This window comes from Pseudomonas paraveronii, assembly GCF_963681955.1.
Taxonomy (GTDB): Bacteria; Pseudomonadota; Gammaproteobacteria; order Pseudomonadales; family Pseudomonadaceae; genus Aquipseudomonas; species Aquipseudomonas paraveronii.
The window spans coordinates 5,106,746-5,128,905 of the sequence record NZ_OY817130.1 but is presented as its reverse complement, the minus strand read 5'-3'; the positions used below and the strand labels follow the sequence as shown (position 1 = coordinate 5,128,905).

18 protein-coding genes and 1 pseudogene are annotated in these 22,160 nt (G+C 60.9%); 9 read left to right on the top strand and 10 right to left on the bottom strand.

Annotated elements, in window-relative coordinates; genetic code table 11:
• The first annotated feature begins 167 nt into the window (after positions 1–167).
• Positions 168–1,112 (top strand): iron-sulfur-binding ferredoxin reductase, encoded by a 945-nt coding sequence (locus tag U5A08_RS23665; protein ID WP_253398503.1) that lies wholly within the window; start codon positions 168–170, stop codon positions 1,110–1,112.
• A gap of 92 nt (positions 1,113–1,204) precedes the next feature.
• Here U5A08_RS23665 and pyk read toward each other — a convergent pair whose 3' ends face one another.
• Positions 1,205–2,656 carry a pyruvate kinase gene (gene pyk, locus U5A08_RS23660; protein ID WP_253398501.1) on the bottom strand — a complete coding sequence of 484 codons (1,452 nt, stop codon included), beginning with the start codon at positions 2,654–2,656 and terminating at the stop codon, positions 1,205–1,207.
• A gap of 172 nt (positions 2,657–2,828) precedes the next feature.
• Here pyk and U5A08_RS23655 point away from each other — a divergent pair, with 172 nt between their 5' ends.
• Positions 2,829–3,203: a tetratricopeptide repeat protein gene (locus U5A08_RS23655; RefSeq protein WP_247399671.1), complete on the top strand. Its 375-nt coding sequence runs from the start codon at positions 2,829–2,831 to the stop codon at positions 3,201–3,203.
• Positions 3,204–3,430: 227 nt separating this feature from the next.
• A complete protein-coding gene (locus U5A08_RS23650) occupies positions 3,431–3,790 on the top strand; it encodes a PilZ domain-containing protein (protein WP_253400436.1) in 360 nt (119 codons plus the stop codon).
• Between the two features lie 58 nt (positions 3,791–3,848).
• Here U5A08_RS23650 and U5A08_RS23645 read toward each other — a convergent pair whose 3' ends face one another.
• From U5A08_RS23645 to U5A08_RS23620, 6 genes are read right to left on the bottom strand one after another with little or no spacing between them, the layout of a single operon-like run.
• On the bottom strand, positions 3,849–5,180 hold the full coding sequence (locus tag U5A08_RS23645; RefSeq protein WP_321848853.1) for a DUF58 domain-containing protein: 1,332 nt from the start codon (positions 5,178–5,180) through the stop codon (positions 3,849–3,851).
• Between the two features lie 7 nt (positions 5,181–5,187).
• Positions 5,188–6,183, bottom strand: a complete 996-nt coding sequence (locus U5A08_RS23640; RefSeq protein WP_247399667.1) for an AAA family ATPase — start codon at positions 6,181–6,183, stop codon at positions 5,188–5,190.
• Positions 6,180–7,337, bottom strand: a complete 1,158-nt coding sequence (locus U5A08_RS23635) for a DUF4350 domain-containing protein (RefSeq protein WP_253398496.1) — start codon at positions 7,335–7,337, stop codon at positions 6,180–6,182. Before U5A08_RS23635 ends, U5A08_RS23640 begins: the two co-directional genes overlap by 4 nt.
• Positions 7,334–8,863, bottom strand: coding sequence for a DUF4129 domain-containing protein (locus tag U5A08_RS23630; protein WP_253398494.1), 1,530 nt, complete (start codon positions 8,861–8,863; stop codon positions 7,334–7,336). The genes U5A08_RS23635 and U5A08_RS23630 overlap by 4 nt, the downstream gene beginning before the upstream one ends.
• Positions 8,850–9,830, bottom strand: coding sequence for a stage II sporulation protein M (locus U5A08_RS23625; protein ID WP_253398493.1), 981 nt, complete (start codon positions 9,828–9,830; stop codon positions 8,850–8,852). Before U5A08_RS23625 ends, U5A08_RS23630 begins: the two co-directional genes overlap by 14 nt.
• Entirely contained in the window at positions 9,827–10,519 is a 693-nt protein-coding gene (locus U5A08_RS23620) for an RDD family protein (RefSeq protein ID WP_253398491.1), read from the bottom strand. Before U5A08_RS23620 ends, U5A08_RS23625 begins: the two co-directional genes overlap by 4 nt.
• 167 nt (positions 10,520–10,686) lie before the next feature.
• Here U5A08_RS23620 and sbcB point away from each other — a divergent pair, with 167 nt between their 5' ends.
• Positions 10,687–12,114 (top strand): exodeoxyribonuclease I, encoded by a 1,428-nt coding sequence (sbcB, locus tag U5A08_RS23615; protein ID WP_321848845.1) that lies wholly within the window; start codon positions 10,687–10,689, stop codon positions 12,112–12,114.
• 89 nt (positions 12,115–12,203) lie between these two features.
• Here sbcB and mvaT read toward each other — a convergent pair whose 3' ends face one another.
• Complete coding sequence (gene mvaT, locus U5A08_RS23610) at positions 12,204–12,578, bottom strand: histone-like nucleoid-structuring protein MvaT (RefSeq protein ID WP_005790963.1); 375 nt, start codon at positions 12,576–12,578, stop codon at positions 12,204–12,206.
• Positions 12,579–12,923: 345 nt separating this feature from the next.
• Between mvaT and purU the strand changes: the two genes are divergently transcribed.
• Complete coding sequence (purU, locus tag U5A08_RS23605) at positions 12,924–13,772, top strand: formyltetrahydrofolate deformylase (RefSeq protein ID WP_247399654.1); 849 nt, start codon at positions 12,924–12,926, stop codon at positions 13,770–13,772.
• A gap of 297 nt (positions 13,773–14,069) precedes the next feature.
• On the opposite strand, the pseudogene U5A08_RS23600 reads toward purU, so the two are convergent.
• Positions 14,070–14,513 (bottom strand): annotated as a pseudogene (locus U5A08_RS23600) (HAMP domain-containing protein); the annotation flags it as partial.
• Between the two features lie 266 nt (positions 14,514–14,779).
• Here U5A08_RS23600 and U5A08_RS23595 point away from each other — a divergent pair.
• Positions 14,780–16,258: a helicase HerA-like domain-containing protein gene (locus tag U5A08_RS23595; RefSeq protein WP_247399675.1), complete on the top strand. Its 1,479-nt coding sequence runs from the start codon at positions 14,780–14,782 to the stop codon at positions 16,256–16,258.
• Between the two features lie 4 nt (positions 16,259–16,262).
• On the opposite strand, the gene U5A08_RS23590 is transcribed toward U5A08_RS23595, so the two are convergent.
• The gene (locus U5A08_RS23590) at positions 16,263–16,718 is read right to left on the bottom strand and encodes a DUF721 domain-containing protein (RefSeq protein WP_017847108.1); all 456 of its coding nucleotides are present in this window, start codon (positions 16,716–16,718) and stop codon (positions 16,263–16,265) included.
• A gap of 294 nt (positions 16,719–17,012) precedes the next feature.
• Here U5A08_RS23590 and secA point away from each other — a divergent pair, with 294 nt between their 5' ends.
• The 3 genes from secA (at position 17,013) to U5A08_RS23575 (ending at position 22,054) form a co-directional block, all read left to right on the top strand.
• On the top strand, positions 17,013–19,748 hold the full coding sequence (gene secA, locus U5A08_RS23585) for a preprotein translocase subunit SecA (protein ID WP_253398481.1): 2,736 nt from the start codon (positions 17,013–17,015) through the stop codon (positions 19,746–19,748).
• A gap of 124 nt (positions 19,749–19,872) precedes the next feature.
• Entirely contained in the window at positions 19,873–21,090 is a 1,218-nt protein-coding gene (gene argJ / locus U5A08_RS23580; protein WP_321848838.1) for a bifunctional glutamate N-acetyltransferase/amino-acid acetyltransferase ArgJ, read from the top strand.
• 19 nt (positions 21,091–21,109) lie between these two features.
• Positions 21,110–22,054 (top strand): Nudix family hydrolase, encoded by a 945-nt coding sequence (locus U5A08_RS23575; protein WP_253398477.1) that lies wholly within the window; start codon positions 21,110–21,112, stop codon positions 22,052–22,054.
• Positions 22,055–22,160: the final 106 nt, after the last annotated feature.

Genomic DNA, 22,160 nt, shown 5'->3' with positions numbered 1-22,160 from the left:
TGTATCGGTCGGCTGAAACCACCTTTCCAAGGCACGCCGAGTGATGCTGGCGCGACGCTAAAAAGGCGCGGCAGTATAACCCGGCACGGTGGCCGATACACCCGACTATGGTCAAACTCTGCCGGGCGTGATTCCCTGTGTACGCATTTTTTGATCCGAGACCTTGTATGCCTGAACTGCACGTCGGCGAACGCCACTGGTCGGTCTCCACCGGCAGCAACCTGTTGGATGCCCTGAACCAGGCCGGCGTCGCCGTGCCCTACAGTTGCCGCGCCGGCAGTTGCCATGCATGCCTGGTACGTTGCCGGGGCGAGGTCGAGGACCTGCAGCCCGACGCCCTCAGCCCGGCGCAACGCCAGGATGGCTGGCGCCTGGCCTGCCAGTGCCGGGTGACGGCGGACCTGCAGGTCGAAGCGTTTGATCCGAGCCGTGACGGCGTGTCGGCCGAGGTGGTGGGCGTGGATTGGTTGAGCGCGCAGGTGTTGCGCTTGCGCCTGCAACCGGAGCGCGGCCTGCGCTACCGGGCCGGGCAGCATCTGGTGCTGTGGGCGGGGCCGGTGGCGCGCCCGTATTCCCTGGCCAGCCTGCCTCAGGAAGATCCGTTCCTGGAGTTTCATCTCGATTGCCGTCAGCCCGGCGCATTCAGCGATGCCGCTCGACAGTTGCGCGTCGGTGACCGCCTGCGCCTGGGCGAACTGCGCGGCGGCGCGCTGCAATACGACCCCGACTGGCAATCCCGGCCGCTGTGGCTATTGGCTTCCGGCACCGGCCTTGGCCCGTTGTGGGGGGTGTTACGGGAGGCATTGCGCCAGGATCATCAAGGCGCGATCCGCGTGATTCACCTGGCCCACGATGCCAGCGGTCACTACTTGGCCGAGCCCCTGGCAGCGCTGGCCGCCCGCCATCCGAACCTGACGGTGGAGCTGTGGACGGCGGCGGACTTGACCCCGGCATTGGCGCAACTGCGGCTGGTTTCCCGGCAAACGCTGGCCTTGCTCTGCGGGCATCCGGCCAGCGTCGAGGCGTTTTCCAAGCGCCTGTTCCTGGCGGGGCTGCCGCGCAATCAACTGCTGGCCGATGTGTTCCTGTCCCGGTCGATTGCCGGGCGCTGATGACGCCATCGCAGGCAAGCCCATTACCGTGTGCTGCAAAGCAAAAAGCCCCGCCATTCACAGGGCGGGGCTTTGGTTTTTCAGCGGATCACTCAGACCATTGGGTCGCCAACGTGCAGGATTTTCATGCCGTTGGTGCCGCCGATGGTGTGGTAGCTGTCGCCCTTGGTCAGGATGACCCAGTCGCCTTTCTCCACTACGCCACGCTTGAGCAGTTCGTCGATGGCAGCCTGGCTGACTTGCTCAGGCGGCAACGACGCCGGGTCGAACGGTACGGTGTAGACGCCACGGAACAGCGCCGCGCGGGCCTGGGTTTCGCGGTGCGGGGAGAACGCGTAGATCGGCACCGAGGAACGGATGCGGGACATGATCAACGGCGTGTAGCCACTTTCGGTCAGGGCGATGATCGCTTTGACGCCAGGGAAGTGGTTGGCGGTGTACATGGCGGCCAGGGCGATGCTCTGGTCACAGCTTTCGAACACTTTGCCGATGCGGTGGCTGGAGGTCTTGCTGGTCGGGTGCTTTTCGGCACCGATGCAGATACGCGCCATGGCCTGGACGGCTTCCAGCGGGTATGGGCCAGCGGCACTTTCAGCCGAGAGCATCACGGCGTCGGTGTAGTCGAGCACGGCGTTGGCCACGTCGGACACTTCGGCGCGGGTCGGCATCGGGTTCTGGATCATCGACTCCATCATCTGGGTCGCCACGATCACCGCTTTATTGTGGCGGCGTGCGTGCAGGATGATTTTCTTCTGGATACCGATCAGTTCAGCATCACCGATTTCCACGCCAAGGTCGCCACGGGCAACCATCACGGCGTCGGACGCCATGATCAGGCCGTCGAGGGTTTCGTCATCGGCCACGGCTTCGGCGCGTTCGATCTTCGCCACCAGCCAGGCAGTGCCGCCAGCTTCGTCGCGTAGCTTGCGGGCGTATTCCATGTCGGCGGCGTCGCGTGGGAAGGACACCGCGAGGTAGTCCACTTCCATTTCGGCGGCGAGCTTGATGTCGGCCTTGTCTTTTTCAGTCAGGGCCGGCGCCGTCAGGCCACCACCGCGACGGTTGATGCCTTTGTGATCCGACAGCGGGCCGCCGATGATCACGGTGCAGTTCAGTTCGGTGACGCTGGCGGTGTCGACTCGCATGACCACGCGGCCGTCGTCCAGCAGCAGTTCGTCGCCGACGCCGCAATCCTTGACCAGGTCCGGGTAGTCGATACCCACGATTTGCTGGTTGCCTTCGGTCAGCGGGTGGCTGGTGGAGAAGGTGAACGTGTCACCGATCTTCAGCTCGATCCGCTTGTCGGTGAATTTGGCGATACGAATTTTCGGGCCTTGCAGGTCACCCAGCAGTGCGACGAAGCGACCATGCTTGGCGGCCAGGTCACGCACCAGCTTGGCGCGAGCCTTGTGCTCGTCCGGGGTGCCGTGGGAGAAGTTCAGACGGGCAACGTCCAAACCAGCCAGAATCAGCTGTTCGAGGACTTCCGGCGAGTTACTGGCCGGGCCAAGGGTGGCGACGATTTTGGTGCGACGGACGGACATGCACAGACTCCTGAGTTCAAGCGCTGGGGAAGGCTACTATGCTCTTTGGTTGTAGTCATTGTTCGTTTGCACTACTTATCGGCGATTCGCTTTTCGCTATGATTGATTAGATGAACATCCTTGAAGATTTTTGACGAGGGGTCGATACACTGCACGAGACAGGAGAACCCTCATGCGAATTTTGCTCATTGCTGCCCTGGCCGTCAGTGTTGTCGGCTGTACCCGTTGGTCGATGGACCACCATTTGAACAACGCCTACCGTGCGTATGGGGTCGGTGACTGCGAGCGCGTCACCCTGGAATTGTCCCAGGTCGACCGTGAAAGTCGCACTCGGCGCTATGTGCAGCCGGAGGTCTCGATGTTGCGCGGGCAGTGTCTGGAGCGGCAGAAGCTGTTCGTCGACGCGGTGCAAACCTATCAGTTCATCATCAACCAGTATCCGTCCAGCGAGTACGCCTACCGGGCCCGCGCGCGCCTCGATACCCTGCAGCAACTGGGGCATTACCCCGGTGCGAGCGTTGCGCAGCCACGTCCTGCGTCGTTGTGATGATATTTGTCATTCTATAGCTGGCTCGTCACCAGTCTTGGGCTATTCTTTGAATGTTCGTTTGTACAAGTTTGTGTTCGAGCGGATGGAATACTTGGGATTGGCAGGCGGTAGAGTGGCAAAGCGCTAGCTGTTGTCGCACCGATCTCCAGGGAGAGCGGGGGTGTTAGGCCCGTTCCGAATCACTGGCGCGGCCAGAGTTATGGCCAATGGATGGCGATATCAGCATGTTTACCAACCGACGAATTGAGCGGCATCAATTGTCTTGTTTCCTGCAAGTGTTCAACCGGCTTACGGACAAGCCCATTGGTTACTTGGGTAACGTCTCTGCAGAAGGGCTGATGTTGATCAGTCAATTGCCGATGATGGTCGACGCGGAGTTCGAGCTGCGCTTGAAGATTCCCACGGCTGGCGGCGATTTCCAGGCAGTTGATTTCACGGCGACCTGTTTATGGAGCTATGAGGACATCAATCCCCAGCATTACGACTCAGGCTTCAGTGTGGTTGAGGCGCCTGCAGAATACGGTCAACTGATCAAAGCCTTGCTGCGGTACTTCAGTTTTGACCCCTTACAGGCGTCCGCTTAGACATTGCGCGCAGTCACCCCGACTTGGGTGTGGCGACCCACGCCGGGGTGTGTTGCTTTCACAGTACGCCAGCTTTTTTCCAGCCCAGGTAGCGTGTCACCAGGGCGGCGCCCAATTCCGAGGGTGGCGTATCCAGTACCGACAACCCGTGAGCGCTCAGGCGGTCATGCAGTTCGTCGCGTTGATTGAGGTAGTCGACGGCGCCGCTATAGGCCAGCGCTTCGGGCAGGGTTTGCACGGGCGACAGGCGCAGTTGGTCGAGTACTTCTTCACGCAGGCTGGCGACCAGTACCCGGTGTTGCCGGCTGATGCGTTTGACCGCCGTCAGTAACGCTTCATCGTCCTCATCCCGCAGGTTGCTCACCACGATCACCAGCGCCCGGCGTTTCTGCCGAGCCAGCAGTTGGTTGGCCGCGGCCTCGTAGTCGGCCGCGCGTCGGGTGGTGTCCAGGTCGTAGACGGTGTTGAGCAACAGGTTCAATTGCCCGGTGCCCTTGACGGGAGCCAGGTAGCGCGGCTGGTCACAGGCGAAGGTGCACAGCCCGACCGCATCGCCCTGGCGCAAGGCGACGTAACTGAGCAGCAGGCAGGCGTTGAGGGCGTGATCGAAGTGGGAAAGTTCGGCATCCTGGCTGCGCATGCGCCGACCACAATCGAGCATGAACACGATCTGCTGGTCGCGTTCGTCCTGGTATTCCCGAGCGATCGGCGTGCGTTGGCGCGCGGTGGCTTTCCAGTCGATCTGCCGCAGGCTGTCGCCCTCCCGAAACTCGCGCAGTTGATGAAACTCCAGTCCCAACCCTCGTCGTTGGCGCTGACGCACGCCCAACTGGCTCAACCAGTTATCCACACCCAATAGCTGTGCGCCATACAGACGGGCGAAATCCGGATAGACCCGGGTTGCATCGCTGACCTCGACAAAGCGCCGCGCGGACCACAACCCGAAGGGGCTGGGCAGGTGAAGTTCGCAACGACTGAAACAGAAGTGGCCACGCCGCAAGGGGCGCAGCCGATAGCCCAGTTCGCTGCGCTCACCGGGGCGCAGTTCGATGGACTGCGGCATGTTTTCCATGCTCAGGCCGTCGGGGACGTGATCGAACACCCGTACAGTCAGCGGCTGTGGGTAATCGTGTTCAAGCGTCAGGCGTGCTTCGCCCCAGCGAGCCAGTGCCAGGCTGCCGGGCATCTGCCGTTGGACCCGTGGGGACGGACGGCGGCGAAGACGCATGGCGTCCAATAGCGCCAGCAGCAACAGGGCCAGCAGCAGGCCCCAGGCCACCGAATGCAGGCTGTCAGGCACCCGCAACTGCAACGCCTGTGCAGTGCCCAGCAGAATATTCAGGCCCAGCAGCACGGCGAGCCAGATCAACAGCAGACGGGTCGGCTTCATGGAGGGTTCATTGCCGAGGTGCCGGAATCTGGTCCAGCAGTTGTTGGAGTACCTGATCCACTTCCAGCCCGTCGATATCCAGTTCGGGGGCGATGCGAACCCGATGACGCAGCACCGCCAGGGCGCAGCCCTTGATGTCGTCCGGGGTGACGAACTCGCCCCCGCGCAGCAAGGCGCGGGCTCGGGCGCCGCGCACCAGGGCGATGGAGGCGCGTGGGCCGGCACCGATGGTCAGCCCCGGCCAACTGCGGGTGGCTCGTGCCAGGCGCACGGCGTAATCGAGCACTTGCTCATCCAGCGCCAGTTCGCTGGCGATCTGTTGCAGTTGCAGCACGTCCTCGGCTTGCAGCACGGTGCGCAGCGGCTGTACGTCGAGCATGTCGGCCCGAGATGAGCGCGTGACTTCGCGCACCATCTCCAGCTCTTGCTGGGAATCAGGGTAGTCCATGCGCACCTTGAGCATGAAACGGTCCAGCTCGGCCTCGGGTAGCGGGTAGGTGCCTTCCTGCTCAATAGGGTTCTGGGTGGCCAGCACCATGAACGGTTGGCCGATGGGCAGCGCTTCACCCTCAAGGGTGACTTGGCGCTCCTGCATGGCTTCGAGCAAGGCGGCCTGGGTCTTGGCCGGCGCTCGGTTGATCTCGTCCGCCAGCAACAGGTGGGTAAACAACGGCCCCTTGCGCAGCTTGAACTGTTCGGTGTGCAGGTCGTACACCGCGTGGCCGGTGACATCGCTGGGCATCAGGTCCGGCGTGAACTGGATGCGCGCAAAGTCGCCGCCAAAGCAACGGGCCAGGGCCCGCACCAGCAAGGTCTTGCCCAGGCCGGGTACGCCTTCAAGCAGCACGTGGCCGCCGGCGATCAAGGCGGTGAGTACGTCATCGATCACCTGGTCCTGGCCAATCACCGCCTTGCGCAGTTCAACGCGCAGAGCCTGGGCTTGGCGGCTGGCGTGTTGCAGGGTGTCGGTGGTCAGGGCAGTGGCCGTTGGAAGTTCGCTCATAGGGCATTCCTGAGAGTTTGCAGGCACGCCACCTGGCGGCTGAAATCGGCGCTGGAAAGCCGTTTTGCCGCAAGTGGGCCGAGGGCCTGGCTGATCACGTGAGAGGGTTGGCGCGTCAGGTGTTCAAGCACCTGCCACTGTTCTGCGGTGTCGAGGTGTTCAAAGCCTGGGTGGCGCCGCCGGGCGGCGCGCAGGATATCGCGCTGCAAGGCGTGTAACAGGGGACCCTGGCCGCTGCGGCGCAGCAGGAAGTCGGCGCTGGCCTCCAAGTGTTCCTGCAGTTGCCGGCGTGCCTTGGGCGCTGGCGCCTGGATCGGGCCTTGGCGTATGCCGGCCTGCCAGAGCGCCAGGGCGATCAGCGCGGCGAGTGCCGCCAGCGCCTGGGGGAAATAGCGCATCAACAAGGTGAACAGATCGTCCACGTCGCTGTTGAACAGCAGGGTCACGTGCGTGCCTTGGTTCAGGTACCACAGCAGCCAGGCGTTATCGTGTTTGCCGATTCCCGGGGTTTTCCATAAGTCGCTGTCGGTGACTACTGTCACACTGCCTTGCCCGAGATTGAGTTGCATCAGGTGGCTGGACTTGGCGCTGTTGGCCGAAAACTGGGCCAGATGCTTGGGATCGGTCAGGTTGAAGTCGGTATCGAAGCTGAAATACGCCGGGGCCGTTTCATTGTCGACATAGAGTTTGGTCAGGTCTGGCTCTTTCTTTTTGCGTGCCGGAGCGAGTTGGTCGGGTTCGTCGCTCAAGGTCTGGTGGATGTACAGGCGATCGAGCAGCAGGTCGCCGCTTTTATCTGTTTCTTCATCCCACAGCGCTTCGGCCACCACCAATAGGTGACCACCAGACTTTGTCCAGTCCAGCAGTTGATCCACCTGGCGCGGGGTCATGTTGCCGCGTTCGGCCAGCAGCAACAGGCTGCGATCTTTTGGGGGCAGATCGGACAGTCGTTCAAGGCCGTTGGCGTGGTCCACCACCAGGCCTTGCTCGCGCAGAAAGTGTTCGGCTGCCAGGTAGGGATTGCCCAATGCCTCCGGTGAAGGGCCGCGATCCACGACTTCGTCATAAGGAATTGCCTTGTGCCACACATACAGGCCGCCTGCCCCCAGCAGGCATGCGAGCAACAACCCCACCCACAACAATGGCCGGTTCATCGGGCTGCTCCCGGGTTGAACAGGGCGCGCCAATCGCTGCACAGTTGCTGCTGCACCACTGCGGGAGGAAGGCGGTGCCCGTAGGCAAGGTTTTGCCAGTGCCGGGTCAGTTCATCGCTGTATGCCTGCAGTTGCGGTTGTTGCAAGCGCTGAACGCGCTCCAGTACCTGGCCTTCGGTGTCGGCGTTTTTCAGTGGCAGGTTGAAGTCGTGCAGTAACCGGCTGAGCAGCCCACGATACAACAGGCCCAAGGCTTCCCTGGGGTGCGTGGGCCATAGTTGCTCGGCGGTGCTGGCAATGTCAGCGGGCAGGGTTTCGGCGCCCAGTTCCAGGCCGAACAATTGCGTGGGTACCGGTTTGGCGAGCTTGGGTTTGCGTGGCCCGCGCCGGCTGACAAAGGTGTGCAGCCACTCGCGATAACGCCAGATCAGCAGGGCCACGCCGCCCGCCAGCAGGCTCCACAGCAGCAACTCCAGGCCTTGGGCGAGGTGCTTGAAGGTGTTGCTGTTGAAGTTGTCCAGCAGTGCTTGCAGCCAGACCGGTAGCTTGCCGTCACCGTGTGCCTTGGGCTTGACGTTGGTTTTTTCGTCACCGAAGCGATAGCGGGTCACGGTTTCCGGATTTTTGAACGGCGGCTTGTCCAGCAGCGCCTTGATCGATTGGTTGGCGGATTGGGGGGTGACTTGCCGGATGGGGGTCGAGTCATCGGCCATGGCGGGCCGGCCCAGCGGCAGCAGCATCAGCCCGATCACCAGCAGTACCAGTGGCGCCACGCTGCTCAGTCGCTGACGCAGGCGGCGAAAGGCCAGTTCCAGGTCCCACGCTTCCAGCACGGTGCGGCGGTTGAGGTACAGGCTGAAACCGCAGGCGACGTAGATCGGTTCCCAGAACACCAGGACCAGCGCGTAGAAGGCGTTGCTCAGGTGTTCCAACCACAGCCCCTCCGGGCCTGTCGCCAGCGCCAGCCGCTGCCAGTCCCAATCCAGTTCAACCTGCTGGGGGATGAATAGATAGAACAGTGCCATGCAGCCGAACCACAGGCCGATCTCCAAGTGTACCCCGAGGGTGGTCAACCAGCGCGCCGCGCCGGCGTTGTGTTGTTGCAACACACCCAGGCGTTTTTGACGCGCCTTGCCATCCAGGCCTTCGAGTTGGCTGACCGGCATCAAAAAGCTGCGGCTCAGGCTCAGTCGCCGCCAGGTCAGGCTGGCCAGGAGTTGGCCTTTGAGCAGGCGCGGCCAGTGACGCACGGCCTGCTTGAGGCTAGGCGTTTCGCCAAACAGAGCCTTGGACAGGATATACAGGGGCAAACGGTCGAAGGCCGGCTTCAACCACCAGAATACGAACATGGCCGTGGACGGGTATTGCCATAACAGAACGCTAAGCACGATGAATATCGGCAGGCTCACCAACGCCCAACTGGTCATCAGCAGCAGTCGATGTTCCTGGGCCATTAACACGCCCAAGTCCATGGCTTCCCATGATGTTCGAGGGCGAATCACCACGCTGGAATCACTCAGGCGCATGGCGAGTCCGTCCGGCAAAGGTCAGGTAGGTGGCCACCAGTAGCCAGAGTCCGGCACCCACCAGGTATTTGACCCAAGGCGCGATCGCGGTGGTGGAGGACCAATAGGCTTCGATAAAAGCTGCGATCAGCAGGAACAGCATGACACCGCAGAGCATCTGCACGCTTTTACGCGCCGCCAGCCGCAGCGACTCCCCTCGTGTCAGGTGCCCCGGAGCGATCAACGCCCAGCCCAACTGCAAGCCTGCCGCGCCAGCCAGCGCAATCGCGCTGAGTTCGAAGGCGCCATGGCCGATGACAAACGACCAGAAGGTCTGGCCGTAGCCGATTTCAGTGAGATGCCCGGAAATCGCGCCGATGATCAGACCGTTGAAAATCAGAAAGAACACGCTGCCCAGGCCAAACAGCAAGCCGGCGGCAAAGGTCTGGAAGGCGATGCCAATGTTATGCATCACGTAGTAGCCGAACATCATCCAGTCTTCACTGGATGCACGTTCGGCGACGCGGCCCAGGCGACTGGCGTCGGGGTCATACATGCTCTGCATCTCGGCCACCTGCTGGGGGCTGACGATGCTGTAGATCAGTTCGGGAAACAGGTACACCAGCAGCGCAATACCCACCAGGCTGCCGAAGAACAGCAGGCTGGCGATCAACACGAAGCGCCACTGTTCACGTACCAGCCGGGGGAAATCGGCCAGCAGGAAACTCAATACGTTCGCCGCCAATTGGCTGCGGTGGCGGTACAGCTGTTGGTGGCCGCGCAGGGCCAGTTGTTGCAGCGGGTCGACCAGGTAACTGCTATAGCCGCGCTCCTGAGCCAGGGCCAGGTGCTGGCACAGGCGCCGATAGTGGTGAGGGAAGTCAGCCAGCTCTTCGGCCTTGGCCTTGCCTTGTTCCAACTGCGTCAGTTGTTCGGCGAATGCTTGCCATTGGGGCTGGTGACGACTTTCGAACAGGCTCTGTTTCATGTCGGCCCCAGCAAACCACGGGCCACGCCGTTGAGCTGCTCGACGGCGCGAGCCGGGGACACCTGCAGGGGCGTGGCGAGGATCGAGGCCAGTTCCTGCACTCGCTCGGCGGACAGTTCGCCCTGGCGCTCGGCGAAATTGAGAATGGCGCGCTGTTCGCTCAGGTCCAGGGCAAATGGCAGGCGCAGGGCAGGGGCCTGCGGCACCCTGGGGCGTGCCAATGGCAGTTCGCGGTAGACCACCAGCGTGCCGGCCGCCAGATCGCCGAGCCGTTTGAAGTTAGGATGCTGCAGGCAACTGATGGCGCCGAGAAAGTAGCCGAAAGGCAGCATGTCGACAAAGCGCAGCAGGTTGCGGATGAGTGAGGCTGACCAGCCGACGGGCGTGCCGTCATCCTGTACCACGCGCAAACCCATGACTTGCTTGCCTGGCGAGCAGCCCTGATTGAGTACTTCAAACAGCACCATGTACCACCAACTGACCAGGAACAGCAGCAATGAGCCCAGCCCTATGCCGATATTGCCGAGCAGGGCCAACGGAACCAGCAGGATGCCCATGAGCAACCCGCGCGCGCCCAGGTCGAAGGCGAAGGCCAGTACACGTGGTAGCAGGCCGGCCGGGCGCAAGGGTAGGTCAATGCCCTCCGGGGTCTCGATCTGGTAACGGGTATCCAATGGAGCTGATGGCATCGCGATCCTTGGCAGTGCAGGGCGGTTGGAAGATACGGATGCTAGCAGTGTCGGTGAGGGAAGCAACCACTCAAGGTTTTGCTGGATGTTTATACAGTGCATATGGCTCTGGCCTCAGGCACCTTCCAGCGCCTAGACTTCGTCGATCTTCAGCACAGGAATAGACCGTGACCACTCTTTTTTGGTACGACTATGAAACCACCGGTATCAACCCGCGCAGCGATCGCCCCCTCCAGGTCGCCGGTATTCGCACCGACGTCGACCTCAACGAGGTTGGCCCGCCGGTCAATCTGTATTGCCATCCCAGCGACGATATCCTGCCCCATCCGGCAGCCTGTGCGATCACCGGCATCACCCCGCGCATACTGGCGGAAAAGGGCTTGGCCGAAGCCGATTTCATGACGCGGGTACATGCCGAACTGGCGGCTCCCGGTACCTGTGGGGTGGGTTACAACACCCTGCGGTTTGACGATGAAATGACCCGTTACAGTCTTTATCGCAATTTCTTCGACCCTTATGCGCGTGAATGGCAGGGCGGTAACAGCCGCTGGGACTTGATCGATGTGGTGCGTACCGCCTACGCGCTGCGTCCGGAGGGGATCGTCTGGCCCGAGCAGGATGGGCGCGTGACGCTCAAGCTGGAGCGTTTGACCGACGCCAACGGTATCGCCCATGGCCAGGCCCACGATGCGTTGTCCGATGTGCGCGCGACCATTGCCTTGGCCCGATTGGTCCGTGAAAAACAGCCCAAGCTGTACGACTGGCTATTCCAGTTGCGCAGCAAGCAACGGGTGATGGATCAGGTGCGGCTGTTGCAACCGATGGTGCATATCTCCGGGCGTTTTTCTGCCGAGCGCCATTACCTGGGTGTCGTACTGCCCCTGGCCTGGCACCCGCGCAATCGCAACGCATTGATCGTCTGTGACCTGGGCCTTGATCCGCAGGGGCTGCTGGATCTCGACGCCGATACCTTGCGTCAGCGCCTCTACACCCGTCGTGATGATCTGGCCGAAGGCGAGTTGCCGGTACCGCTCAAGTTGTTGCATATCAACCGCTGCCCGGTGGTGGCCCCATTGAATGTGCTGCGGGCGCAAGACCGTGAACGGCTGCAATTGGATATGGACGCTTATCAGGCACGGGCGCTGCGGCTAACTGACGCACAGGAAGTTTGGCGCGACAAGTTAGCGGCGATTTATGCCGAGGAGGATTTTGCGCCGAGTTCGGACCCGGAGCAGCAGCTCTACGATGGTTTTATCGGTGATCGCGACCGTCGTTTATGCGAACAAGTCCGCGCGGCAGAGCCGACGCAATTGGCGCGGCAGCAGTGGCCCTTTGATGATCAGCGTTTGCCCGAATTATTATTTCGCTACCGTGCGCGCAACTTTCCTGAAACCTTGAATAGCGAGGAGCAACAACGCTGGAAACTTTTCTGTCAACAACGCTTGTCAGAGGGTGAATGGGGCGCCCCCAATACCTTGGAAGCATTTAAGCGGGCGCGTAATGAGTTGGCTGTTAGTGCCACACCGTTTCAGTGCCAGGTGCTGGATCAATGGCAGGAGTATGCCGACTCTTTAGCCGCTCGGCTGAATCTGTAGCCGGGTAATTGCAGACTATTCAGACAATAAAAAACGCCAGCAAGCTGGCGTTTTTGTATATCGCGTATCAGGCGAGAGCCTGGCGAGGCTTAGCCCAGCAGGGTAGCCCAACCTTCAACCACGTCACCGCCCCACTTGGCTTTCCACTCTTTCAGAGTCTTGTGGTTGCCACCTTTGGTTTCAATCACTTCGCCGTTGTGCGGGTTTTTGTATTGCTTGACCTTGCGCGCACGCTTGGTGCCGGTAGTTTTTACGGCGCCGCGCGGTGCTTTAACTTTCGACTCTGGGTCCAGCAGCGCGATGATGTCACGCAGGGATTTGGAGTATTCGCCCATCAGGGTACGCAGTTTGCCTTCGAATTCCAGCTCGGTTTGCAGTTTGTCGTCTTGGGACAGATTCTTCAAACGGGCTTGCAGCTCTTTGATAGCTTCTTCGGTGGCACGGTATTCGTTGATCAGGGACATGTGGACTACCTTATGTAGAGCGCTGATTGGCAGGGACAGTGGCCAATAATAGTCAGGCTATTTCCCCAAGTAAACATTTAAGGGGATATTTATGTGAATTACTTTGAGTGTTTGTGGCAAATCTAAGCAAACGAGTTAATTGGCAGGGGGATGGCTAAAGATAACCTGCTTAATTTCCACTAACTGCTTGAGCTTGCCGATGCGCATGCATATAGCGGTGGTAAAACCTTACGCCATTAAGCGGTGTGGCCAAGGCGAGGGCAGAATAAGCGTCAACGGATACTGCAGTTTTTCTGCGTAATCGCTAGAATGGCGACCTTTGCGAAGTTCTGGAGTTTTCCCCTAATGCGCACTTTTCGGCTGGTGATTGCTTGCCCGGACCGGGTTGGCATCGTTGCCAAAGTCAGTAACTTTCTGGCCTCCCACAACGGCTGGATCACCGAGGCGAGCCATCACTCGGACAATCTCAGCGGTTGGTTCTTCATGCGCCACGAGATCCGTGCCGATACGCTGCCCTTTGGTCTTGAGGCCTTTCGCGAGGCGTTTGCGCCGATCGCCGAAGAGTTTTCGATGATCTGGCACATCAGCGATACCGAGCAGAAAAAACGTGTGGTGTTGATGGCCAGCCGTGAATCCCACTGCCTGGCCGACTTGCTGCACCGTTGGCACAGCGACGAACTGGACTGTGAGATCGCCTGCGTGATCTCCAACCACGACGACCTGCGCAGTATGGTCGAGTGGCATGGCATCCCGTACTACCATGTGCCGGTCAACCCGCAGGACAAGGAACCGGCGTTCGCCGAGGTGTCTCGCCTGGTCAAGCAGCACGAAACCGACGTCGTGGTGCTGGCGCGCTACATGCAAATCCTGCCGCCGGAACTGTGCCGTGAATACGCCGGCAAGGTGATCAATATTCACCACAGCTTCCTGCCGTCGTTTGTCGGTGCCAAACCGTACCACCAGGCTTCCCTGCGTGGCGTGAAGTTGATTGGCGCAACGTGCCATTACGTCACCGAAGAACTGGACGCCGGCCCGATCATCGAGCAGGACGTGGTGCGTGTCAGCCACAGCGACAGCATTGAAGACATGGTGCGTTTCGGCCGTGATGTCGAGAAGATGGTCCTGGCCCGTGGCCTGCGCTATCACTTGGAAGACCGCGTGCTGGTACACGGCAATAAGACTGTGGTGTTCTGATCAACGCGTTTTGATTGAAGAATGAAGGGCCTGGGCGTTAAATCGTTCCAGGCCTTTTTTCATTGATCTGCCATCAGGACAAGCCCATGACCGACCCACTCGATAAAGCTACATCCAGGGCGCCCGCTACGTTGGGCGAGGGGTGTCTGAGTCGCTATGATCCGGATGCGCTGGATGCCGAGGACGGTACTGACTTTCCTGGGGCTGCCCAATTGTGGGATGAGTTGCAGAAACGGCCTGCTTCCCCTGAAGTGGACGCTTGAGCTGCGGCTCGCCGAGCATCAGCAGAAACATCGGCTCGCCGGCCAGGTTGGCGATTTCGACGCTGTCGAGGCTGTGGCGCTGGCTTTCGCTCATGGTGCTGACCGAGTCCCGGGCGCCGACTTGCAGTTCCTCAATCATCTTTTGCACCTGTTGTGCCGACTCCTGGGCGGCGGCCCCCAATTGGTTGATGGCGGCGGCGCTGTTGGTGCGGTCGGCCTGCTCGTCGGAGTTGATCATCGATGAGTTGGAAGCGCTGACCACCCGCAGGGCTACTTCATTGACTTGCCCGGTGGCCGAGGATACTTCGCGGATCGACGTATGAATTCGCTCTACGAAACGGTTGAACGCATTACCCAGGATGCCGAGTTCGTCGTGATTCTGGAGGGTCAGGCGGCGAGTCAGGTCACCCTCGCCATCGGCGATGTCCTGCATGGCGCGGGTCATCACGTGCAGCGGTTGCATCAGCACTCGGATCAGAGCGCGATGATGATCACCACGGCTATGCTCTGGCTGCCCTTGGCGCTGGGGGGGGCGATGGAAGTGATCAATTGCCCCGTCGCGGCATTGATATAGGGCTAGGTCAGGGCTGAACCATTCATGGCAGCGTCAAAAAAGGTGTGCTACTTCTGGTGATAGCTCTGATGGAGCCCTGTAAGAACTATCTGACCTATTTTTAGACTTTGTGGGTCTCACATTTATCTCTATCGACCTGGCGGCATGAAAAATTAACCATGGGTGACGAAATGCCTGACTCCACGCAACTGCTTATCGGCGCCGGCCTCGACGGCCAGCCCATCGCCCAGGCCATGCGCCTGGCCAATCGTCACGGGTTGATTGCCGGTGCCACGGGCACCGGCAAGACCGTCACCTTGCAACGTTTGGCGGAAGCCTTCAGCGACGCGGGCGTGGCGGTATTCGCCGCGGATATCAAGGGCGACCTTTGTGGTCTCGGCGCTGCAGCCAACCCCCAGGGCAAGGTGGCCGAGCGCATCGCCGGCATGCCCTTCTTGAATTACACAGCCAAGGCGTATCCGGTGACGCTGTGGGATATCCACGGTCAGTCCGGTCATCCATTGCGCACCACGATCAGTGAAATGGGCCCGTTGTTGCTCGGTAGCCTGTTGGAGCTCACCGACAGCCAGCAATCAGCGCTCTATGCCGCGTTTAAGGTTGCGGACCGCGAAGGCCTGTTACTGCTGGATCTCAAGGATCTCAAGGCGCTGCTCAACCACTTGCGCTATAACCCGGAGCTGCTGGGTGAAGATGCGGCGCTGATGACCACCGGCTCCAGCCAGGCGCTGTTGCGGCGCCTGGCGGTGCTGGAGCAGCAGGGCGCCGAAGCGTTGTTCGGCGAGCCGGCGCTGCAGCTTGAGGATATTTTGCAACCTGCCAGTGATGGTCGTGGGCGTATCCACTTGCTTGACGCCAGCCGCCTGGTACACGAAGCGCCCAAGGTGTACGCAACCTTCCTTTTATGGCTGCTGGCAGAACTGTTCGAGCAGTTGCCCGAGCGCGGCGATGCAGACAAACCGCTGCTGGCGCTGTTTTTCGACGAAGCGCATTTGTTGTTTGCCGATACGCCCAAGGCCTTGCAGGACCGCCTGGAACAGGTGGTGCGATTGATTCGCTCGAAAGGCGTGGGCGTGTATTTCGTCACGCAATCTCCGGGGGACTTACCTGACAGCGTACTGGCGCAACTTGGCTTGCGTGTCCAGCATGGTCTGCGCGCATTCACCACCAAAGAGCAGAAATCACTGCGCGCGGTGGCGGACGGTTTTCGGCCCAACCCGACATTTGATGCCTTGTCGGTCCTGACAGAACTGGGCACCGGTGAAGCACTGGTGGGCACTTTGCAGGAAAAGGGCACGCCGGAAGTCGTCCAGCGCGTGCTGGTCGCACCTCCGCAATCGCGGATCGGGCCGCTCAGCGACGCCGAACGGGTCGCGCTGGTCGCCAGTTCGCCGTTGCAGGGTCGCTATGACAAGCCGGTTGACCGGGAGTCGGCCTATGAAGTGCTGATGGCGCGCAAGGCGTTGGGCCCGGCCGAAGAAGCCCAGCCTGTGAGCGATGAACCGAGTTTTACCGACAGGGCCGGGGCGTTTCTCGGGACGGCGGCCGGCAAGGCGCTCAAGTCAGCCATGCAACAAGCCGCCAATCAGATGGGGCGCCAATTAGTGCGGGGCTTGCTGGGGTCGTTGCTGGGCGGCAGCAAGCGCAAATAGGGGGTCAGGCTTTGGGCTTGGCATGGGCGGCCAACCGCTCCAGAGCCGCACGCAAACCCGGATCGCTGATACCGTCGGCTGTTGCCTGAATGGTTTCGGCCGCGTTCGCCGATAAATCCATGGTGTGCCCCGCAGCGCCTTGCGGAACGGTCGGCGGCTGCACCTTGAACTGGATGCGCGTCAGGCTGGCGAACTCGTCAAATGCCATCAACTGCCGCTGCAGGCGTTTTTGCTGATAGCGCAAGCGTGTCGCCCAATGGCCGTCTGTGACAATAAGCAGCAGGTTGCCCTCGCGCCACGAAGCGACATGGCAGTGTTCCCGTGCCGCCGGTTGCAATTGGCTTTCAACCAGGCGTTGCAGATGGCCCAAGCGTTGCGCATGGCTGAAGATGGCTTTCAACGGCTTGGCTTCGCGAAGCAACACGCTGGGGGCGCGGGCTGTAAGAGGGCGAAACGCCATGATCAGACACCTTAGGTAACAGAGCCGCCATCTTAGCAGAAACCGCCTGTGGACCCCCAGGCAATGCATTTGTGGGGCTTTGCCCGCAAAATCAATGCCCTCCATGGGTTGAAGTTCCGGTAAAAGCCCTTATTTTAAATAAGCCCTCTCACGGGCTCATGCCTGCATTGGGGAACAACGCCACTTTCCTCACCCACGATTCCGGGTAGAATGCGCGTTCGCATGCGGCCGTGAGGGCTGCTCGGGCCACTCACGGTGCGCCCTCCATCCCTATGTGTGGAAGAACCTGCCGATATGTTTGCGCCTTTGTTAAAGAAACTTTTTGGAAGCAAGAATGAGCGCGAAGTTAAACGCATGCTCAAGACGGTGCAGCTGGTCAATGCCTTCGAAGAGCAGATGGTTGCCCTTTCGGACGAGCAATTGCGCGCCAAGACCGAAGAGTTCAAGGCCCGCATAGCCAAAGGTGAAACCCTCGACAAGCTGCTTCCCGAAGCCTTTGCGGTCGCCCGCGAAGCCGGTAAGCGCGTAATGGGCATGCGCCACTTCGACGTGCAATTGATCGGCGGCATGACCTTGCATGAAGGCATGATCGCCGAAATGCGCACCGGTGAAGGCAAGACTTTGGTCGCAACCCTGGGTGTTTACCTCAATGCACTGTCCGGCAAAGGCGTGCATGTGGTGACGGTGAACGACTACCTGGCCCGCCGGGACGCCAACTGGATGCGCCCGCTGTATGAATTCCTCGGCCTGACTGTCGGCGTCGTGACGCCGTTCCAGCCACCGGAAGAGAAGCGTGCGGCTTATGCTGCCGACATCACCTACGGCACCAACAACGAATTCGGTTTCGACTACCTGCGCGACAACATGGCGTTCAGCATGGAAGAAAAATTCCAGCGCGAACTCAACTTTGCCGTGATCGACGAAGTCGACTCCATCCTCATCGACGAAGCCCGTACCCCGCTGATCATCTCCGGCCAGGCCGAAGACAGCTCGCGCCTGTACACCGAGATCAACAAGTTGATCCCGCGCCTTGAGCAGCACATCGAGGAAGTGGAAGGCGTGGTGACCAAAGAAGGTCACTTCACCATCGACGAGAAGACCCGCCAGGTCGAACTCAACGAAGCCGGTCACCAGTTCGTCGAAGACATGTTGAGCCAGATCGGCCTGCTGGCCGAGGGCGAAAGCCTGTACTCGGCACACAACCTGGGCCTGTTGACCCACGTGTATGCCGGCCTGCGCGCACACAAGCTGTTCCACCGCAACGTCGAATACATCGTCCAGGACGGCCAGGTCGTCCTGGTTGACGAACACACCGGTCGTACCATGCCGGGGCGTCGTCTGTCCGAGGGCCTGCACCAGGCCATCGAAGCCAAGGAAGTGCTCAACATCCAGGCCGAAAGCCAGACGTTGGCGTCCACCACCTTCCAGAACTACTTCCGTCTGTATAACAAGCTGTCCGGCATGACCGGTACGGCCGACACCGAAGCGTTCGAATTCCACCAGATCTACGGTCTGTCGGTGATGGTTATCCCGCCGAACAAGCCGCTGGCGCGAAAAGACTTCAACGACCTGGTGTTCCTGACCGCCGACGAGAAATACGCTGCCATCGTCGCCGACATCAAGGAATGCATGACCCAGGGCCGTCCGGTGTTGGTGGGTACTGCCACCATCGAAACGTCCGAGCACATGTCCAGCTTGCTGAACAAGGAAGGCATCGAGCACAAGGTTCTCAACGCCAAGTTCCACGAAAAAGAAGCCGAGATCATCGCCCAGGCCGGTCGCCCCGGCGCGCTGACCATCGCCACCAACATGGCCGGTCGTGGTACCGACATCCTGTTGGGCGGCAACTGGGAAGTGGAAGTGGCTTCTCTGGACAATCCGACACCTGAGCAGATCGCCCAGATCAAGGCCGACTGGCAGAAACGCCACCAGGCCGTGCTGGAATCCGGCGGCTTGCAGGTGATCGCATCCGAGCGTCACGAATCGCGCCGTATCGACAACCAACTGCGTGGTCGTGCCGGTCGTCAGGGTGACGCCGGTTCCAGTCGTTTCTACCTGTCCCTGGAAGACAGCCTGATGCGCATCTTCGCCTCGGATCGGGTGAAGAACTTCATGAAGGCGCTGGGCATGCAGTCCGGTGAAGCGATCGAGCACCGCATGGTGACCAACGCCATCGAGAAGGCCCAGCGCAAGGTCGAAGGCCGTAACTTCGACATTCGTAAGCAACTGCTCGAGTTCGATGACGTCAACAACGAACAGCGTAAAGTGATCTATCACATGCGTAACACGTTGCTGGCCGCCGACAACATTGGCGAGACCATCGCCGATTTCCGTCAGGACGTGCTCAACGCAACAGTCAGCGCGCACATTCCGCCGCAGTCCCTGCCAGAACAGTGGGATGTTGCCGGCCTGGAAGCTGCGTTGAAGAGCGACTTCGGTGTCGACTTGCCGGTTCAGCAGTGGTTGGACGAAGACGATCACCTCTACGAAGAGACGCTGCGTGAGAAGTTGATGGCCGAATTGCTGGCCGCGTACAACGAGAAAGAAGAGCAGGCGAGTGCCGAAGCGCTGCGCACCTTCGAGAAACAAATCGTGCTGCGCGTGCTGGACGACCTGTGGAAAGACCACCTGTCGACCATGGACCACCTGCGTCACGGTATTCACCTGCGTGGCTACGCCCAGAAGAACCCGAAGCAGGAGTACAAGCGCGAGTCGTTCACGCTGTTCTCCGAACTGCTGGATTCGATCAAGCGCGATTCGATTCGCGTGCTGTCCCACGTTCAGGTGCGTCGCGAAGACCCGGTCGAGGAAGAAGCGCGCCTGCGTGAGGAAGCCGAGGCACTGGCGGCGCGCATGCAGTTCCAGCATGACGAAGCGCCAGGTCTTGATGCACCTGAGGAATTGGGCGAAGAGGTCGATGTGGCCCTGGCTCAGACCCCGGTGCGCAACGAACAGAAGTTGGGTCGTAACGAGCTGTGCTGGTGCGGCTCGGGCAAGAAGTTCAAACACTGCCACGGCGAAATCAACTAAGATTTTCGCCTGACGCTGTAACACCCCGCGCCGCGACCGGCATCAGCCGTCGCGGCGTTTTGCCATTAATTCCCACCGTCGAACGCGACGGCACAGACATCATCTATTTTTAAGGAGCGCATTCATGGCTGTTGGTCTTGGTCCTTTGCCCACATTGCACCCGGTTGCCGGTTTTGAGCTCGGTATCGCTTCGGCCGGCATCAAACGCCCGGGGCGCAAGGATGTCGTGGTGATGCGCTGTGCTGAAGGCTCGACCGTCGCCGGTGTGTTCACCCTCAACGCATTCTGCGCAGCGCCGGTGATCCTGGCCAAGCAGCGCGTGGCCGGCCCGATTCGTTACCTGCTGACCAACACCGGCAATGCCAACGCTGGCACCGGCGAGCCGGGCCTGGTCGCGGCTGCGCGTACCTGCGCCAAACTGGCGCAACTGGCTGGCGTGGATGCCAACCAGGTGCTGCCGTACTCCACCGGTGTGATCGGTGAGCCGCTGCCTGTGGAAAAAATCGAAGGCGCCCTGCAAGCCGCACTGGATGACCTGTCTGTGGATAACTGGGCGGCCGCCGCCACTGGCATCATGACCACCGACACCCTGCCAAAAGGCGCGAGCCGCCAGTTCGTGCACGACGGCGTCACCGTCACCGTGACCGGTATCAGCAAAGGCGCGGGCATGATCCGTCCGAACATGGCCACCATGCTTGGCTATATCGCTACCGACGCCAAAGTCTCCCGCGATGTGCTGCACAGCCTGATCCTGGACGGTGCGAACAAGTCGTTCAACCGCATCACCATCGATGGCGACACCTCGACCAACGACTGCTGCATGCTGATCGCCACCGGCCAGGCCAACCTGCCCGAAATCACCGAGGCCAGCGGCCCGCTGTTCGCCGCGTTGAAGCAAGCGGTGTTCGAAGTGTGCATGGACGTGGCCCAGGCCATCGTGCGTGACGGCGAGGGCGCCACCAAGTTCGTCACGGTTGAAGTCAACGGCGGCGGCAACCACCAGGAATGCCTGGATGTTGGTTACACCGTGGCTCACTCGCCGCTGATCAAGACCGCGCTGTTCGCCTCCGACCCGAACTGGGGCCGTATCCTCGCCGCCGTCGGCCGTGCCGGCGTGCCGGACCTGGACGTGAGCAAGATCGACGTGTTCCTCGGTGACGTGTGCATCGCCAGCCGTGGCGCCCGCGCCGAGAGCTATACCGAAGCCCAGGGTTCGGCGGTGATGCAGCAGGAAGAAATCACCATCCGCATCGAGTTGGGTCGCGGCGAGTGCAGCGAAACCATCTGGACCACGGACTTGTCCCACGAGTACGTGAAGATCAATGCGGAATACCGTACCTGAAGCCCGGAGGATAAGCGCGGTGAAACGAGTGCATGTAGCAGCAGCGGTGATCCGCGGCGTCGACGGCAGAATCCTGCTGGCGCGCCGTGCCGATACCCAGCATCAGGGCGGCCTCTGGGAATTTCCCGGTGGCAAGGTGGAGGCCGAAGAGTCGGTCGCCACGGCGCTGTCCCGCGAGTTGCAGGAAGAGCTGGGCATCCAGGTCACAACGGCGCGGCCGCTGATCAAGGTGCAGCATGACTATCCGGACAAGCAGGTGTTGCTGGATGTCTGGGAAGTCTCGGCCTTTACCGGCGAGCCCCATGGTGCCGAAGGGCAGCCGCTGGAGTGGGTGGCCCCTCGGGACTTGCTCAACTATGAGTTCCCTGCAGCCAATGCGCCGATCGTTGCCGCCGCACGGTTGCCCGGTGACTACCTGATCACGCCGGGTGAGCTGGAAACCGCGCCGCTGTTGTGCGGTATCCGGAAAGCCATCGCGGGCGGTATCAAACTGGTTCAACTGCGCGCACCCAACGGTTACGACCCCAAGTACCGTGACCTGGCGGTAGACGCCGTGGGCCTGTGTGCTGGCAAGGCGCAGTTGATGCTCAAGGGGCCGTTCGAATGGCTGGGGGATTTTCCTGCAGCCGGTTGGCACATGACGTCGGCGCAACTGCGCAAATACGCAAGCAAGGGCCGACCGCTGCCGAAGGATCGCTGGTTGGCAGCGTCCTGCCATAACGCTGAGGAACTGGCGCTGGCGGAAATGATGGACGTGGATTTTGTCACGCTGTCGCCGGTGCAGCCGACCCAGACCCATCCCGATGCCCAGCCGTTGGGTTGGGAGCAGGCGGCAGAGCTGATCCGCGGGTTCAGCAAGCCAGTGTATCTGTTGGGTGGCGTTGGGCCGGCTGAGCGCGAGCAGGCGTGGGATGCCGGCGCCCAAGGTGTTGCAGGGATTCGGGCGTTCTGGCCGCAAGATTGATGTAGCGTTTGCTGGCCTCATCGCGGGCAAGCCCACTCCCACATTGGAAGGTGTTCACAAATCCAAATGTGGGAGTGGGCTGCCCGCGATGGCTCGGGAGCCGACG

Excerpts from the sequence above, each read along its gene's own strand:
- pyk (WP_253398501.1), bottom strand. The coding sequence starts at position 2,656 with ATGTCCGTCCGTCGCACCAAAATCGTCGCCACCCTTGGCCCGGCCAGT.
- U5A08_RS23635 (WP_253398496.1), bottom strand. The coding sequence starts at position 7,337 with ATGAACCGGCCATTGTTGTGGGTGGGGTTGTTGCTCGCATGCCTGCTG.
- U5A08_RS23630 (WP_253398494.1), bottom strand. The coding sequence starts at position 8,863 with ATGCGCCTGAGTGATTCCAGCGTGGTGATTCGCCCTCGAACATCATGG.
- U5A08_RS23655 (WP_247399671.1), top strand. The coding sequence starts at position 2,829 with ATGCGAATTTTGCTCATTGCTGCCCTGGCCGTCAGTGTTGTCGGCTGT.
- U5A08_RS23625 (WP_253398493.1), bottom strand. The coding sequence starts at position 9,830 with ATGAAACAGAGCCTGTTCGAAAGTCGTCACCAGCCCCAATGGCAAGCA.
- purU (WP_247399654.1), top strand. The coding sequence starts at position 12,924 with ATGCGCACTTTTCGGCTGGTGATTGCTTGCCCGGACCGGGTTGGCATC.
- argJ (WP_321848838.1), top strand. The coding sequence starts at position 19,873 with ATGGCTGTTGGTCTTGGTCCTTTGCCCACATTGCACCCGGTTGCCGGT.
- U5A08_RS23645 (WP_321848853.1), bottom strand. The coding sequence starts at position 5,180 with ATGAAGCCGACCCGTCTGCTGTTGATCTGGCTCGCCGTGCTGCTGGGC.
- U5A08_RS23590 (WP_017847108.1), bottom strand. The coding sequence starts at position 16,718 with ATGGCGTTTCGCCCTCTTACAGCCCGCGCCCCCAGCGTGTTGCTTCGC.
- U5A08_RS23595 (WP_247399675.1), top strand. The coding sequence starts at position 14,780 with ATGCCTGACTCCACGCAACTGCTTATCGGCGCCGGCCTCGACGGCCAG.
- U5A08_RS23640 (WP_247399667.1), bottom strand. The coding sequence starts at position 6,183 with ATGAGCGAACTTCCAACGGCCACTGCCCTGACCACCGACACCCTGCAA.
- mvaT (WP_005790963.1), bottom strand. The coding sequence starts at position 12,578 with ATGTCCCTGATCAACGAATACCGTGCCACCGAAGAAGCTATCAAAGAG.
- U5A08_RS23665 (WP_253398503.1), top strand. The coding sequence starts at position 168 with ATGCCTGAACTGCACGTCGGCGAACGCCACTGGTCGGTCTCCACCGGC.
- secA (WP_253398481.1), top strand. The coding sequence starts at position 17,013 with ATGTTTGCGCCTTTGTTAAAGAAACTTTTTGGAAGCAAGAATGAGCGC.
- U5A08_RS23620 (WP_253398491.1), bottom strand. The coding sequence starts at position 10,519 with ATGCCATCAGCTCCATTGGATACCCGTTACCAGATCGAGACCCCGGAG.
- U5A08_RS23650 (WP_253400436.1), top strand. The coding sequence starts at position 3,431 with ATGTTTACCAACCGACGAATTGAGCGGCATCAATTGTCTTGTTTCCTG.